This window comes from Catenovulum sp. 2E275 (genome assembly GCF_025515275.1).
In the GTDB taxonomy this organism is placed as follows: domain Bacteria; phylum Pseudomonadota; class Gammaproteobacteria; order Enterobacterales; family Alteromonadaceae; genus Catenovulum.
The window spans coordinates 1-16,844 of record NZ_JAOPFU010000035.1; the positions used below are offsets into that span (position 1 = coordinate 1).

A 16,844-nucleotide genomic window follows, 5' to 3' on the forward strand; every position below is an offset into this window, starting at 1 on the left:
GAGATATCGGCCTCTCCTTCTGGGAGAGCATCAGGAATTTGAACTGACCAGCTACCGTCTCCTGTAACTAAAGCTGTTAAATTTTGTGCGACACCGGAACTGTCTGTTACAACAATTTCTACTGCTGAGCCAACTTGAGCATCTGTGAATCCACTAATTTCCGGTTGATTATTACTGCTTTCTCCTATTTCATTTACCGTTAAACTTGGGGCTGTTATGTCTATTTCACCAATAATAGTTTCTGTGCTACTTAAACCGTTAAATATCACACTCACTTCAATTTCAAATTCACCTTCACTCAAGGCATTATTAACTTCTACTTGCCAGTTTCCGCTTTCATTAACCTGAGTATCTATTTGCTGTAACTCATTATTACTATCCGTAATCACAACTGAAATGCTAGTCCCTTCTGGAGCATTTGTTGTACCTGAAATACTAGGCGTTGTATCATTTGATACGGGGACAGGGTTAATGATAATCTCTGGTAGATTTAAATTAATAACCCCTTCAGTTGTTACACTTGCCGTATTTCCGGCAGCATCTTCCACATTTGCAACCACAGTATAATCACCTTGAGCAAGCTCAATTGGTACTTCAACTTGCCAGTTCCCATCACTCACTGTAGTAGTCAAAGTCTGAACGAAATTAGCATTATCTGTGATTAAAATTGTAATTAAAGCCCCTTCTGTTACATCTGATTGCCCAGATATTAATGGTGTTGCATCATCACTTATGCCAAGTGGATCAATTGAAAGCTGTGGTGTTATAGTATCAATTTCACCTGTTCCAACTTGCTGACTGATATTACCTGCTGTATCGCTTGCTGTAACAATAAAATCAAATGTTCCATCTGTAATCGTATCTGGAACTGAGCTCCAGTTCCCATCACCATCAACTTCCGCTGATAACGTTTGAATAACTGTCTCTCCCTGAGTAAGAGTGATACTTACTATGCTTCCAGCAGTAAGATCTGTTGTCCCACTAAATACTGGAGTAGGGTTATTTGTTACGCCTATTTCATTAACACTTAAATTGGGGGGAGTTATATCTATAATACCGCTATCACTTCCCTGACTATTAATACTCAAACCGTTACTCTCAATACTGCCGGAAACATTAAATGTACCTTCTGATAGCTCTGATTCAACACCGACACTCCAGCTTCCATCAGCTGTAACTTGAGTTGTTAAGGTCTGAGTTTGATTATTACTATCAGTTATATTAATCACAACAGTAGAGCCAGGTTGAGCTGTAGAGTTACCACTGATAATAGGTGTTTGAGTATTTATTTCACCGATAGGATTAATCGTAAAGCCAAGATCATTCTCAACAAGCGATGTTGTTGTATTATCTGAGCCATCATTTGCAGAAAAACTGTCATTACTGTCTGCGTTGTAACTAAAACTAAGGGGCTCTTCACTACCTGCAATTCTAACTAAACGAACAAAAGAAACCCCTCCCCCTCCAGCTGCTTGATTACCTGCAGCTGTTGCTTCTAAATTAGCGAGAATATCTCCATCGCTAGATAAAGCAGTTAAAAACTCATCAAAATCGGTATCTGGATTAATATTTGATTCCGAGTTTTCGGTTTCAATATTGTTTTGCTCCCTTTGAGCGACCTCATTTAACCAGTTAAAAGTCTCTTCTACGCTTGATTCATTAAGTTGACTGTCTAGCCGCTCAATAATTGCACCACTGGATAAATTAGCGGTAATTTCTATAATTTGATTAGCAGGAACGGTAACTAAATCTTCTCCTAGACTAATTTGTACAGAAGCATTCTGATAAGTGATTAACGTATCGCCTTCTACCAATGAATCACCAACCTGAACTTGCTTTAAATCACCATTGGCAGCTCTGATGTAACACTCACCTTCAAAATCCAAAACAACAGCAATAACCTGACTCATTATTAGCTCCTTACCTTAGTCTTCTGATAACTTTATCTTTTGTATTTAAAATTAAGTCTAGAAGTGGCCAAGCTGAAATCTATAGGACTAAAGTCCAGTATGCAGAAAAAAATTAATTTTTTATTTGCAGAATTTTTGTTCGTTTCCTAGATTTATATCTCAAGGAGATAGTCTGTATCGTACTCGGAGAAATGTATGATTTCATTTTCAAAACATCAAACTAATCATTTATTTAAAATTACTTCATGGATGACCTTTTTCTTTGCTTCACAAGGGATAACAGCACAACCACAACTAAATGATTTAACAACTCAAGTCCAAATAGCGATAGATAATAACCCTCAAGTACAAGAAAAATGGCATGCTTTCCAAAGTTCGATTCAAGGTACTGAAATAGCTGAATCAGGCTTCTTACCAAGTGTAGATTTAACTGCAAGCTTGGGTTATCAAAAACAAAATTATGGTAATAGTGATAGCTTTAGTACTAAAAGTGCAGGTGTTAGTCTCACGCAAATGTTATATGACGGGTTTGAAACCAGCAACAATATTGCCCGCTTCGAAAATGTTCAGCTGGTCCGCTATTTTGAGCTTATCGAACAAACTAATACCACAGCATTTGAAGCTGCTAATGCATATTTAGATGTCTTAAAGTACAAGCAGTTAGTCGCTATTGCGCAAGAAAATTTAAATACTCATGAAGCCGTATACGATCAAATAAAACAAGGTGTCGATGCAGGCATTGCACGGGCTGCCGATCTTGAACAAATTACTGGACGGCTTTCCCTTGCACAAACTAATATATTAACGGAAGAGTCAAACTTACATGATGTCATTGCTAGGTATATTAGAGTTGTTGGTCAACTTCCACCAAATCAGCCTAAGCAATTTTCCATCTCAGGTAGCAAAATCCCAAATAAGATTCAAAGTGCGCTACATAATGCCTATTTAAATAATCCTAAATTCTATGCCACGCTTTATAATATTCAAGCACAAGAATCTCTAGCTCAAATGAGTAAATCTGGTTACCACCCTAAAATAAACTTAACGGCCAGATATGGAATAGAAGACAGAGATGAATTTGGATTTGAAGAAGACAGAACTGAAGGGCGAATAGCGATTGAACTTAGTTATAATTTATTTAGAGGAGGTGCAGATAAAGCGTCAGTAAAACAAGCTTATCAAGAAGTTAATTTAGCTAAAGATCTTCGAGACCAAGCATGCCGTGAGATTCGTCAAAATGTTCAAATAGCTTATAATGAAATACGCATAATTAGTACTCAATTACCAGCTCTTGAGCAACATAAAAATGCTTCTGAAAAAGTAAAAAAGGCATATAAAGACCAGTTTGATATAGGTCAACGAACTTTACTTGATGTGCTTGATTCGGAAAACGAATACTTTCAATCTAGTCGAGCCTATTTAAATGCAGGCTACGACAAACTAGCTTCAGAATTAAAAATATTAACTGAAATGGGACAAATTTTAACGGCTTTAGCTGTCACCCAAAATGAACTCCCCTCAGTTAATCAGTTAACCAATACTCCGATAAAATTTGACCCCGGGTCAGCTTGTCCAGCTTATGATATCAATCAAACAATAAAAAGCTATTACCAGCAACCTAAAGCAATAGCCATAACAGAAGATAAAGACTCGGATATGGATGGTATAAAAGACTCTATTGACCTTTGCCCAAATACCCCCAAAGATGAGCAAGTGAATTCAAAAGGCTGTACACAGTTTAAAAATGAAACCGTTTCTGTCGATATCAAAATTCCATTTTCCAGCAATTCAGCAACGATTAAACAACAGTATTACCTTGAAATAAAAAAGCTGGCTGATTTTATGGAGAAATACCCTGAAACAGTTGTTGAAATACAAGGGCATAGCTCATTAGATGGTGATGCAATTTATAATAAACAATTATCAGAACAAAGAGCGTTTGCAGTAGCACAAGTACTCACAACACGTTATGGGATCAACCCAACTAGAGTAAGAGCGGTAGGTTACGGAATAGAATCACCTAAAATTGCTGAAATTTCATCCAGAGCTAATGCAATAAACCGTAGAATCGAAGCTCAAGTTAGCACTCAATTTAAACAGGCTTTAAAAAAATAACCACTTTACTCATACTAGTACATTAGTCTGCCTGATTTAAATTATTTCGTAACAGTATTTTTGAGATTTTAAATGAGTAGTGAGCCCAATATATTTTATGGCGGTACTTTATTTAGCTGTTTAACTGTTATCGCCCACCATTATAACTTAAATAAACCTAGTCAATCGATTTTGGCTGGATTACCGTTGGAAGACGGAGAACTAAAACCATCTAATTTTCATCGTGCAGCTAAAAGAGTTGGGCTGGTCAGCAAAGTAGCTCAACGTAACTTAGAGCAGGTCAATCCTCACCTATTGCCCGCTATTCTATTACTTGAAAATAATCAAGCCTGTATTTTATTAGAGCTAAATTTAGAAACTCAAACAGCACTGCTTATATACCCAGATTTATCAGAGGCAAGTGCTGAGGTTCCAATATCCGAGCTAAAACTAGATTACACAGAACAATTAATCTATGCACGTCCCGAGTTTCATTATGACCAAAGAGCTCATGATATCAATACAGAATCGAATCATCCGTGGTTTTGGAGCTTAGTGAAAGAATGCCGCCCTTTATATAGAGATGTCATTATCGCTGCATTTATTGTTAGCCTTTTATCTATTGCCATGCCGCTATTTGTAATGAATATTTATGATCGAGTAGTACCAAATAGTGCAACAGATACGTTATGGGTACTTGCAGTCGGAGTATTAATCGCACTCACAGCAGATTTTGTCATTCGACTGATTCGTAATCACTTTGTAGAAATAGCAGCATGCAGAATAGATATCAAAGCATCATCGCGCATAATGGAGCAGGTATTAGGTATGCGCCTGGCAAATCGCCCAACCAGTGCTGGATCTTTTGCAACGAGTGTTCAAGCTTTTGAATCTGTTAGAAGTTTTTGTAGCTCAATGATTGTTGTAGCATTAGTTGATCTTCCCTTTGTTCTATTATTCATTTTAATCATCGGCTTAATTAGTCCCCTACTTATACTTCCGATTATTGCTGGTGCCCTTTTGATTTTTGCCTATGCATTATCTACGCAGAAAAAAATGCATCAACTATCTGAGCTTTCAATGAAAGCAAGTGCGATGCGAAATGCAATATTAGTTGAAAGTATCCACAATCTAGATGATGTTAAAAGTTTCAATAGTGAATCCAAAATTCAGCAGGTTTGGGAAAATACAACAATAGAAATAGCAAGCATTACAGCTAAAAACAGAGCATTGTCTGTTTCGATTACTAATCTGGCAACTTGGTTACAGCAAGCTGTCGGGATTTGCATAATGGTTATTGGTGTATATTTGGTTATTGATGGCGGATTAAGCCAAGGTGGTTTAATTGCAGCTTACTTATTATCATCACGGGCAATGGGTCCACTAAGCCAAAGTGCTTCTTTAATGGCCCAATACCATAATGCTTCTACAGCGATGCAATCACTCGATGAGGTTATGGCTAATCCAATAGAAAAACCACATTATAAAAACTATTTAAGCCACCCTATTATTTATGGTGATATTGAGTTTATTAATGTCTGCTTTAAATATCCAAATCAGGACAAATACGCATTAAATAATGTTAGCTTTAAGATTAAAGCAGGTGAGCACATTGCTATTCTTGGAAAAAATGGTTCGGGAAAATCAACGATAGAAAAATTGATTATGGGTTTATATCAGGTTGAATCAGGCCAAATTTTTATTGATGGTGTAGAAATTTCTCAATTGGATCCTGCAGAATTACGCCATAATATTGGTTATGTCCCTCAAGATATTCACTTATTTTATGGCACGCTCAAAGATAATATCAATTTGTCTACGTGGCATACTAATGATGAGTTGCTACATGCTGCCTGTAAACTGAGTCATTTAGATCAACTTATTCAAAATCATCCTGATGGTATTAACTTAGCCGTTGGTGAACAAGGAAAAAACCTATCAGGGGGACAACGTCAGGCTGTAGCAATTGCAAGAGCAATGATTAATGACCCTAATTTTTATTTATTAGATGAGCCAACCGGAGCCTTAGATCTGCAAAGTGAAAATAAAATAATCAATTCTTTAACCAACCTCAGCATTAAAAAAACACTGATTCTAATCACTCATAAATCATCTTTATTAACATTAGTAGACCGAATCATTGTTTTAGATAGTGGCAAAATAGTCGCTGATGGCGCTAAAGATAAAGTTATTTTGTCTTTAAAGACAGGAGAGGTTAGCAAAGCATCATGAAACAAAGTGACTCAAAAAAAGCTCAAAATAATCCCTCCGGTATTGAGCAAAAAAGCTTTGAAAAAATAGCCAAAATTACTCGCTATAAAGCTGCTGATAATACTTTTTTTGGTAGGTGGTTAGATAAACTGATTAAACCATCTAATCATAAGGACTGGGTGATTGACGCTAAATGGGAGCAAATACAACAAGAACCAGCTCAAGCCAGAAAACTATTATATACGATAGTATTAAGTATATTGCTTTTAATCGTTTGGGCTGGATTTGCTAAACTGGATGAAGTAACAAGAGGTGAAGGAAAAATTATCCCTTCTCAACAACTACAAGTTGTTCAATCTTATGACGGAGGCATGATTGAAAACATTTTAGTGACTGAGGGGCAGGTTGTCGAAGCTGGAGATCTTTTACTTGAGATAGATCCAACTCGCTTTATGGCAAACTTACGCGAAAACCAAACTCAATACTACTCTCTCAGTGCTGAAGTTATTCGCTTAAAAGCTTTAACCAGTCATACAGAGCCTATTTTCCCTGAAGATTTACTAAAAAAATCACCTCAATCAGTCAAACATGAAAAGCTAATTTATCAATCGAACCTTGAAGAATTAAAGCAACAAATTGAAATTTCAGCTCAACAACTAGAACAAAAGCAACAAGATTTAAATGAAGCGCTCGCCGCAAAAGAGCAATACACAAGTGCATTAAAACTTGTTCAAAAAGAATTGTCAGTCACTAAACCACTCTTAAAGTCAGGCGCCGTTTCTGATATGGATATTATCCGGTTAGAGCGACAAATCATAGAACTAGAAGGAGGAATAAAAAAGTCACAAGCATTAATTAGTAAAAGTCGCTCAGCAGTTGAAGAAGCAAAAAATAAAATTCGAGAAACCGAACTAAGTGCCATTAATCGTTGGAATAATCAGTTATCTGAAACATTAATAAGATTAGATTCTTTAAGAGAAAGTGAATCAGGGTTAGCTGATAAAGTAGCTCAAACAGCTATTCGCTCCCCTGTAAGAGGGACCATTCAACGCCTGATGGTGAATACGGTTGGGGGGGTTGTTCAACCTGGGAGCAATTTGGTAGAAATTATACCTTTAGATGACCAATTGATTGTTGAAGCTAAGATATCACCAAAAGATATTGCTTTTTTAAGAGCCGGACAAACTGCAATGGTAAAGTTTACCGCTTATGATTTTACCATATACGGCGGTTTAACGGCAGAGTTAATACACATTAGCCCAGATACAATCACTGACGATAAGGATAATACTTTCTATCTCGTAAGGCTAAAAACTCAAGCTGGTAAACTTGCTGAGCAGTTTTCGATTATCCCCGGTATGACAACTCAAGTTGATATTATTACAGGAAAAAAAACTATTTTAGAGTATTTACTTAAACCTATTTTACGCGCCACTTCTCAAGCGATGACTGAAAGATGAAACGACATATATTTATTACTGAAAAAGATTTAGTATCTCCCCGCTGGGAGCAGGCCTGCCCTGTCACCCAAATAATCGCACAATCTAAATTTGTACCTAACTTTCAGGATACGGAAATATGTTGGATACTGGCAGGGATACCTCAATGGCTAAACATTATCCAAGAGTATTCCGAACAAGGTACTCCTGTCATTGTTATGACTAAAATGTTATCTGTTGAAGAATTATGTCAAGCATTAGAAGCAGGCGCTAGAGGTTATTTAGAGGCTCTTTCGAGTCGCCATATTATAGAACAGGCCAGCATTACAATTTTATCTGGTGCACTTTGGATCCCGAGTGGTTTACTGGCTAATTTAGTTGGCCGCCTTGCCAAAAATACACCAGCATCGACCCATAAAAATAATTTAATTTCGGAGAAACTGACTAAGCGTGAAAGCGAAGTTGCCAATCAAGTAGTTACAGGAAAAAGTAATAAACAGGTAGCTCAAACTCTCAATATAACCGAACGAACGGTAAAAGAGCATCTTAGTTCAATTTTCTATAAGTTAAATGTTAAAGATAGAATGCATTTAATGCTACTCATTAAGCAGCAATAAAAATAATGCAGCCCCACCAATAAGTCATATTAAAACTCTTCTTTTGATTTATCTTGGAAGGAAGGAATCATAGCATCACACCCCATCTCAAAAATCAGCTCCGCATCTAAAGGAGAAGAAATTCCATCAGCGACGACCTCAATACCAATAGAATGAGCAAGAACACATAGGCCTCTAATATAAAATTGATTAGATTGATTATTTGCTATGTTATGAACATAAGCACAATCAACTTTAATCGTATCAAAACCTAACTCATGAATTTTTGGCACTTTTGAAAACTTAGCTCCAACTTGTCTAAGACCAAACTTGGCTCCGGTATTTTTGATTTCTTTGCAGAATGAAATAAACTCTGCCCGGTGACTTATTGCGACACTTTCCCTCACCTCAATATATAAACGTTTGATCAGTTCTTTATTTTCAGATAATAAATTAACCATTTTTTGCCTTGTTTCAGGCTCAACCAGACTGGACTCATGTACTAAAAAAGATACCGCATCTAGCTTATGATTATCTAAATACCTAATAATAAGCTGCAGGGCCGCTAAATCGAACTCAGGATACAAACCAAGTTCATTAGTCCACTGACTAAACGCACCACCAAAATAAGTATGCTCTTGTATACCTATGCCTGCCATAACTTGTTTATGGGATAACATTCCAGATTTAGTCAATACGGAGTGAAAGGATAGTTTAATGCTATCATCTCGAATCGCGTTTAATATATTCATTTTCCAAATATCAGCTTCACCAATTAATACAGGTTTTGCCGGTTTAATTGTTTCTCCATAAACTGTATTTTTTTGCTCGGCTATCGCCAATATACTTTCAAGTGGTTTTAATAATGTAGAAATAGAGTGGTGCTCTTCAATATAGCAACCCACATGATTTAAACTTAAATTAAATTCATCTTGGTACTCTTGGGCAATTTGGTTATGCTTTTTTAAAATAGTTTGGCTAATTAAATCGATATCAACCGTTTCCGAAAACAAGACTGCAAACTCGGAACCACTTAAACGAGCGACATGACTATCTTTATATCTTTCTTCCACTTCTTCCAACCAGATAATTAAAGATTCTGATATTTCACAAATAATATCGTCTAGCTCTGATTTATCCATTTTAGAGCTAAGTTCTGTCAGATTAGCAATTTTAAATAAAAATATGGCACCAGGTACTTCCTGACCAGCTAGACTCACAGCAGAACTTAATGCGCCCATAAAATAATCTCGGTTTGCTAACCCAGTTAATTGATCGTGCTGAGTTTGAAAACGCATTTTTTCGAGCCTTTTATTTCCATCCATAATGGTTTTTTTAAACCGAACAGAAAGAGTATTTATTGCTTCAACAACCACTGCAAACTCAGGTGTTCTTGGTACAGGAGACTTAATAAATTGCTTATTACCCAGAGCAACTGCATGCTTAACGACATTTTTAAGTGGTTTAAGAATTATTTTTAATAAGCTTGAGCCTAAAAATCCCGCAATGATTGCAACAGCAAAAAATTGAAAAAATAGCTTAATGCAAGTTTCCCATAAAGCGAACATGGCATACTGACTATGACTTTCAACATAAAGTGTACCGTATTGTCCCCACCCATCACTCACTTGGGCTACACCAGGCTTAATATTGAACTGGACTAAATTTAAAAACCAATCTGGAGGTTGCTTTTTAATCTCACCTTCGTGATTTAGTGTTATTAAACTGGTGTTATCTTCAGCAGAAACTAACTCAATTCGGGCATAATGCCCAGTATCAAAAGTTGCAGTAATGAGTAACTCAATAGTAATAAGGTCTTTATCCAACTGCGATAATGTCATCGCTAAAGCATTAGCATTATCAACATTTTTAACATACAACTGTTGCTCAAAATATTCTTTCGCCGATTTTATACTAATTAGAGTGCTTCCTAAAAAACAAACAAACACGATCAAAATAACCGCAAGCCATAGCTGCTTAATTAAAGACATAATAATCTCCTTTAGGCCTTACCATTTGATTCCCTGTTTACTCGATCTTTCTATTACATCTCGCCAATGAGATAACCTTGCGGTAGGACTAGCAACACTTGATTGGCTATTTTTAGACCAAAGTCCTTCGCTATTAAAACTAAAAACAGGTTTTAAGTCAGTTCTTTTATTTGCAGGTAAAACTTGATTTATTAAACTATCTAAAATAAGTGGCATCGCATTCGGTTTTTCATAATATCCTAAAACCATATGAGCCAATGGCTTAGGTTGATTAGGTAGCTTAGCTTTAACATAAACTAACCTAAGTTTATCTTCACTAATCCCCATTGCTCGCAAACTAACATATTTAGCGATAGCATAATCTTCACAATCACCCATACCTTTTCCCAGTGTTTCTAATGGTGTTGCCCAATAGTCGTTTTGCTGCCAAAGTTGAATATCTGTTTGATAAAATAATTGTGTATTAAAAAAACGATTTACTAGAGTTACTTTCTCCTGCTCAGTTAGACCTACCGAATCCACAATCATTTTTTGCCATTTTTCGGCAACAACTAGCCTATCCCCACCGTATTCTTTATTTATGATTTCAAAAAATTGATTAAATTTAAGTTCAATATTATTCGCAACAAAACAAGTAAGTGCTAACCATATATAGAGCCAAGGGATAAACGACTTTTTATTTAGTTTTAAATACGAATTCAAATAATTGACTTTGGGTACATACATCTAAAATACTCAATGAACCTTGGATATAACCAGTAATTTGAATCGATTTAAGTACACATCCAAATTACTGAATGACTCAGTTCAGGTTTAAAGGTAACAGTCAAACTATTTGAGTTATCTCATATCTAAACCCAATTAAAAGCATAGCAGTTAAGTTCAAACTTGCTATATAACCTTAAATTCAAATCATAAAAAATGCTGTGTAAAACAGGCTATAGAACGTCAATGGTAGAGAATAAACATTTCACATTTAACTATGTAACCTCTGGTTTATTTACCTGTTTCGCTTTCACAAATTTTGATAATAACGCAGGTAATAAAGTTAAATCAGTGACCAGTGCCAACAACATAGCTAAGCCGGTTAATAACCCAAATAATATACTGGGGACAAAATCTGAAAAACTTAATAATGAAAAACCTAAGGTAATAATGGTTGTCGTAAATAACAATGCAAACCCCACACTGTTAAACGCTTTTTGCATGGCTTGTTGTGGATCATTTTGTTTAATTTCATCCAGATACCTATGGGTGAAATGAATGGTATCGTCAACTGCAATCCCCATTGCGATAGCTGAAATAGTAATGGTCATTAAATCCAGCGGTATGTTTAACCAGCCCATTACACCTAATACAGCCACAGTTGAAATCACATTTGGGATTAACGCAATTAATGCTACTTTAAATGATCTAAAAATCAGTAATAAAACTACAAATAACGCTATATAAACTATGCCTAAAGTTAAAATTTGCGATTTAAATAAGCGCTGTAAAATATCCTGATACAGCACAAATAAGTTGGTTAACGTGTAGCTGTCTTCTTTAATTCCATTATCAGCTAAGCCTTGTTTAATATCGCTTAAAAGCTCGGCTCGGTCTAAGCCTTCGGTTGTATCTTGCACACGGCTACTAATACGTAGTTCCTGTGTTTGTGGGTCAAAATAAGCACCTAACAACTCGTCACGTAGCGATTTATCCAGTAAGTTATAAATCACACTCAATTCATATTCAGTGAGTGGTTTGCCTTGATTAATTTGTTTGGCTAGCGCTGCAAAATTAACAATTGAGGTGGTATTTCCCATTGCCTGATGCTGAGTCAAAATATGCTGAATAATTTGTAATGACTGCAAGCCCTGCGCGGTAATCGCTAAATCATTTTGCTGCTGTGATTGAGGTAAACGGTAAACCAGATCAAACGGGGTTGAACCACCAAATTCCTGATCAATAAATTTAAGTTCCTGATGTGTTTTGGTAGTTGATTTAAAATAATTAATAAAGCTGTTTTCTACATCCAGTTTTAAACACCCTAAAACCCCAGCGCTAACAATGGCGATTGAGCAGATAAAAATAAGCGCTTTTTGTTTTTCACAAATTGCTGCAAAACCACTAACCACTTTTTGTGACCATTTGTTTTGTATATCTTTTTGTTTGGGGCTTAATACCACCAGCCAAGCCGGAAACAGTAATAAACTCACCGAAATAGAAACCAACATAGCGACTATCATCATCCAGCCAAAAGCGACTACGGGCTGAATCCCACTAAAAATTAAAGAGGCAAAACCAACCGAAGTAGTTAAACCGGCATAAAAACATGGCTTAAATTTAGCTAAAAAGGTTTTTTGGGCAAGCTCGGTATGTGATAGCGATTTATTTTTTTGTGCAATCTGGCGATATTCAACCATTAAATGGATCACAATGGCGAGTGTTAAAATAAGTTGCAGCGCAATAAAGTTGGAAGAAATCACCGTGGTTTTCATATCCAACATGCCAAATAAACCTACGGTCATGATTACACTTACCGCACAGCAAAAAATAGGAATAAATACCCATTGCCACTGGCGGAATAAAATAAGTAATAATAAGCAGATAACTAAAAATATCGCACTGCCAAATAAAACTAAATCGCTTTGAATTATCTGAATAAGTTGGTAGCCCAAAACATGCGCGCCACCTAAATATAAATTGGCATTTTGTTTATAGGGTTCAATAATTTGGTAAATCTGATCAATTTCTTGTTGGCGCTGCTTATCTAATTGAGCAATTAAAGGTTCGGCTTGTTTGGTCAGTTCATCTACGGTTTGTTGATCGGCTTCGCTAAATTCATCAGTTAATACTTTCTTTTTTAAATCCGTTATCTGATCCTGAATTTTGCTTAATTCAGGATTATCTTTAAAGACAACCTGAATCGCGGTCGCGGTTTGTTTTTTATTAACTAATAAATCGGTATATAACGGGTGATCGCTAAATACCGCCTTCATTTTATCTGCTGGGTATTGTTGAGTTTGCCAAGTTAGATCATCCGGGTTTAAATTTGGACTTAGCTCCGGCATCAATGATAGCAGCGGCACATTTAAAATAGAGGTAACACCTTCAACTCGCTCAAGTTTTTTAAACTCTGCCATCATTTGGCTTAAATCATTAAATGTTTTATCAGAAAATAACGCTTGTCCGTCTTTTACCTGATAAGCCACCAGAATAAATTCCTGCGGTGAAAATCTTTTATTCATCAACTGAGTTTGAATATACAACTTATTATTTTTTAATAATAAAGTTTCAGCCGATGCATCAATTTTAAAATTTTGCGCAAACCACGCCAAAACAGCAGCAATGACAATAAACAGCGCAATAACAATTTTAGCCGAACGGGTTAACCAGTTTGATATCGTCTCCATTTATTACTCCGCCTGCTGTTGTTCTTGTTCGGCTTGCTCACGGTTTCGTTCTTTAACCGTTTTATTATAAGCTTGATCTCTTAATACACTTTGCAAATATAAGTTTCTGAAAAAGATATAAGGATCGTCATTTTGTTTACGTAACTCAGGATAATTCACTGCGGTTGGCGCTATTTCATGAAATTTTTCATAGGTTTGAATATATAAAGCGTCAGGGTTATCTGTTGTAAAGTTAATTGGATGGGCTAAGCCTTCCGCTAAGGTAGAAAAACCGTTGCGTAAGTCAGTTTGCCCTAAAATTGGTAATACCAAAAATGCACCATAATCAACTTCATAGCTGACTAAAGTTTGATTTAAATTGGTATCTTTATACTCAATTTCAAACCAATTGGTTGCTGGGTCAAACAAACCAAATATGCCAATTGTGGTATTAATTAAAAAGCGCGCTAAGCTGCGACCAGAATCTTTACCTTCTAGCTGAAATGCGTAATTAATTGCGTTAAGTGGCTCATCTAAGTTACTAAAAAAATTACTCACCCCTTCTCTAAATAAATCCGGGGTGTATTCCATATAGCCTTTACTAATTGGTACTAGCGCATTGCGGTAAACAAAATCGTTAAAATTAAAAATGGGGCGGTTTAACCATTCGAGCGGATCTTTAAAATCTTGCTCTTCTTCATAACTCACTACTAATGGCTCAAGCTCGACTACGCCCTCTTTAGTTTTAACTCTAAGTGGATGGGCTGGCTTGTTTGGATTGGCGCTTTCATATTGGCTGGTATTAGCTTGGGTTTTGGCCTGTTCTGGTTGATTGTCATCATCCGGCATACTAGAACAAGATGCCAGAGTAAATACCATGCCAAGCATTAAAGTACGGCTGAGTCGTTGATTTGATGCGAAAATATTTTTTATTGTTGTGACATCAAGACTTATAAACATGACGATTCCCTACCTATGCTATTAAGTTATTGTTATTTCCAATAGTGAGATTTAAATTGCGCACTTCGCACAATGAGCAAACTTGAGCCTACCCAAGCCTACAATATTTATCAAATTTATACGGTTAAGCTTGCGCTCAGGTTCACATATCCAGCTTAACTTTTAACCATAGAAACAGAATACTAAATTTTTGCAGCTAAAACAGCAGCTTGTTTGATTGCATTTTTAGCATCTAATTGATTAGCAAGATAAGCTCCGCCAATAATATGTACTGGTTTATCATTAATTTGACTGGCTAACTCAGCTAACGACTCTTGTCCAGCACAGACAATCACCTGCTTAACCGGCAAGATTTGCGCTTCGCCATTACAGTTTATATGCAAACCCTGATGATCAAACTTTTTATATTCGACACCACTTAACATAGCAACGCCCTGCTGTTTTAATTCCATTTTATGGATCCAGCCAGTGGTTTTAGCCAAACCAGCGCCAACTTTATCGGTTTTACGTTGCAATAAAAAAATCGTTTTGGCCGATTTTTCCACTTTTGCTTTACCAAGTCCGGATCTAACAGATAAATTCAGGTCAATTCCCCATTTATCTGTAAATTCATCAACTAAATTTGTCTCTTTTGCAGATAAAACCCCACTTTGTTGCACTTTGCTATCATCTTGCGGTTTGATATTCACTTGTATTGGGTTCTCGGCTTTATCTGCAAAATGGCAGACATATTCGGCAATATCAAAACCAATCCCACCAGCTCCAATAATTGCTACGGCATCGGCCGGTTGAGTTTTACCGGTTAAAATATCCAAATAACTCACTACGCTGTCGCTATCCGCTCCGGGGAAATCAACTTGCCTTGGCACCACACCGGTTGCCACTATCACTTCATCAAACTCGTTAAAATCAGCCGGTGTCGCAATATGATTCAGTTTTATATTAACTTTGTTTTCAATGAGTTGATTTTTAAAATAACGCAGCATTTCATAAAACTCGGATTTACCGGGAATTTGTTTGGCTAAGTTTAGCTGGCCACCTAAACGCGGTTGCGCTTCAAATAAACTCACCTGATGACCACGCTGCGCAGCATAAATCGAAAAAGCCATTCCGGCAGGGCCTGCACCAACAACAGCTAATTTTTTTGGCTGAGCGGTTAATGTGAAATTAAGCTCGGTTTCGTGAGCGGCTCTTGGATTAACTAAACAAGAGGCTAACTTACCTTCAAAAACATGATCTAAGCATGCCTGATTACAGGCAATACAAGTATTAATTAAATGAGTTTGTCCGTTTTTTGCTTTATTTATCCAATCGCTGTCGGCTAAAAAAGGCCGAGCCATTGAAATTAAATCTGCATCGCCCTCAGCTAAAACCTGCTCTGCGGTATCCGGCATATTAATTCGATTACAGGTAACCACCGGAATATTTACCTGCTGCTTAATCTGCTTACTCATTTTGGTAAAAGTTGCTCTGGGTACCATAGCAGCAATGGTTGGAATACGCGCCTCATGCCAACCTATTCCACTATTTAAAATATTAGCTCCAGCTTGCTCTATCTGTTTTGCAAGGCTGACCACTTCGTCAATTGAGCTACCTTGCTCAACTAAATCCAGCATAGATAACCGGTAAATAATGATAAATTTATCACCTAGTTGCTGGCGTATTTGGCTAACAATTTCGAGCGCAAATCGGCAGCGGTTAATAAAACTACCACCCCAGTTATCGGTTCGTTTATTAGTGCGAGCGACTAAAAATTGATTAATTAAATAGCCCTCAGATCCCATAATTTCAACGCCATCATACCCTGCTTGCTGAGCCAATTTGGCGCTGTTTACAAAATCAGCTATTTGTTGTTCTATTTGTATTTCGGTTAATTCTGCTGGTAAAAATGGGCTAATCGGGGCTTGAATAGCGCTTGGCGCAACAATGTTAGGATGATAACCATATCGTCCGGCATGTAGAATTTGCATGCAAATGAGTCCACCAGCCTGATGCACACGGTGAGTGACTACTTTATGATTTTGTGCATCTTGCTCAGTTTGCATTAATGCTTGATGAGCTGTAAGCGCCCCTGAATGGTTGGGTGCAATGCCGCCGGTAATAATTAATCCAACCCCACCAGCTACCCTTTCCTGATAAAAACGCGCTAACTTTTCAAATCCATTTTCTGATTCTTCCAAGTTTGTATGCATTGAGCCCATAATTACTCGATTATTAAGCTGCCAGTGAGAAAATTTTAACGGGGTAAAAAGATGTGAATAGCGCATAA

General features: G+C 36.7%; 10 protein-coding genes. 4 read left to right on the forward strand and 6 right to left on the reverse strand.

Annotated elements, in window-relative coordinates; all coding sequences use genetic code 11:
- Nucleotides 1-1,910, reverse strand: a 1,910-nt coding sequence (locus tag N7931_RS14490; RefSeq protein WP_262795051.1) for a retention module-containing protein, incomplete at its 3' end; no start/stop codon positions are given.
- A gap of 195 nt (nt 1,911-2,105) precedes the next feature.
- Here N7931_RS14490 and N7931_RS14495 point away from each other — a divergent pair.
- The 4 genes from N7931_RS14495 to N7931_RS14510 all read left to right on the forward strand — a co-directional run bounded on the left by N7931_RS14495 (nt 2,106) and on the right by N7931_RS14510 (nt 8,271).
- Nucleotides 2,106-4,025 (forward strand): TolC family outer membrane protein, encoded by a 1,920-nt coding sequence (locus tag N7931_RS14495; RefSeq protein WP_262795053.1) that lies wholly within the window; start codon nt 2,106-2,108, stop codon nt 4,023-4,025.
- 72 nt (nt 4,026-4,097) lie between these two features.
- Entirely contained in the window at nt 4,098-6,236 is a 2,139-nt protein-coding gene (locus N7931_RS14500; RefSeq protein WP_262795055.1) for a type I secretion system permease/ATPase, read from the forward strand.
- Nucleotides 6,233-7,675: an HlyD family type I secretion periplasmic adaptor subunit gene (locus N7931_RS14505; protein WP_262795057.1), complete on the forward strand. Its 1,443-nt coding sequence runs from the start codon at nt 6,233-6,235 to the stop codon at nt 7,673-7,675. Before N7931_RS14500 ends, N7931_RS14505 begins: the two co-directional genes overlap by 4 nt.
- Entirely contained in the window at nt 7,672-8,271 is a 600-nt protein-coding gene (locus N7931_RS14510) for a helix-turn-helix transcriptional regulator (RefSeq protein WP_262795059.1), read from the forward strand. Before N7931_RS14505 ends, N7931_RS14510 begins: the two co-directional genes overlap by 4 nt.
- Nucleotides 8,272-8,300: 29 nt before the next feature.
- Here N7931_RS14510 and N7931_RS14515 read toward each other — a convergent pair whose 3' ends face one another.
- From N7931_RS14515 to N7931_RS14535, 5 genes are all read right to left on the reverse strand, one after another.
- Nucleotides 8,301-10,241, reverse strand: coding sequence for a LapD/MoxY N-terminal periplasmic domain-containing protein (locus N7931_RS14515; protein ID WP_262795061.1), 1,941 nt, complete (start codon nt 10,239-10,241; stop codon nt 8,301-8,303).
- 18 nt (nt 10,242-10,259) lie between these two features.
- Nucleotides 10,260-10,943, reverse strand: a complete 684-nt coding sequence (locus tag N7931_RS14520; RefSeq protein WP_262795063.1) for a transglutaminase-like cysteine peptidase — start codon at nt 10,941-10,943, stop codon at nt 10,260-10,262.
- A 278-nt stretch (nt 10,944-11,221) separates the two neighbouring features.
- Nucleotides 11,222-13,636, reverse strand: a complete 2,415-nt coding sequence (locus tag N7931_RS14525) for an efflux RND transporter permease subunit (RefSeq protein ID WP_262795065.1) — start codon at nt 13,634-13,636, stop codon at nt 11,222-11,224.
- A 3-nt stretch (nt 13,637-13,639) separates the two neighbouring features.
- A complete protein-coding gene (locus N7931_RS14530; protein ID WP_262795067.1) occupies nt 13,640-14,575 on the reverse strand; it encodes a VacJ family lipoprotein in 936 nt (311 codons plus the stop codon).
- Nucleotides 14,576-14,757: 182 nt separating this feature from the next.
- Nucleotides 14,758-16,842, reverse strand: a complete 2,085-nt coding sequence (locus N7931_RS14535) for an NADPH-dependent 2,4-dienoyl-CoA reductase (RefSeq protein WP_262795068.1) — start codon at nt 16,840-16,842, stop codon at nt 14,758-14,760.
- Nucleotides 16,843-16,844 lie beyond the last annotated feature (2 nt).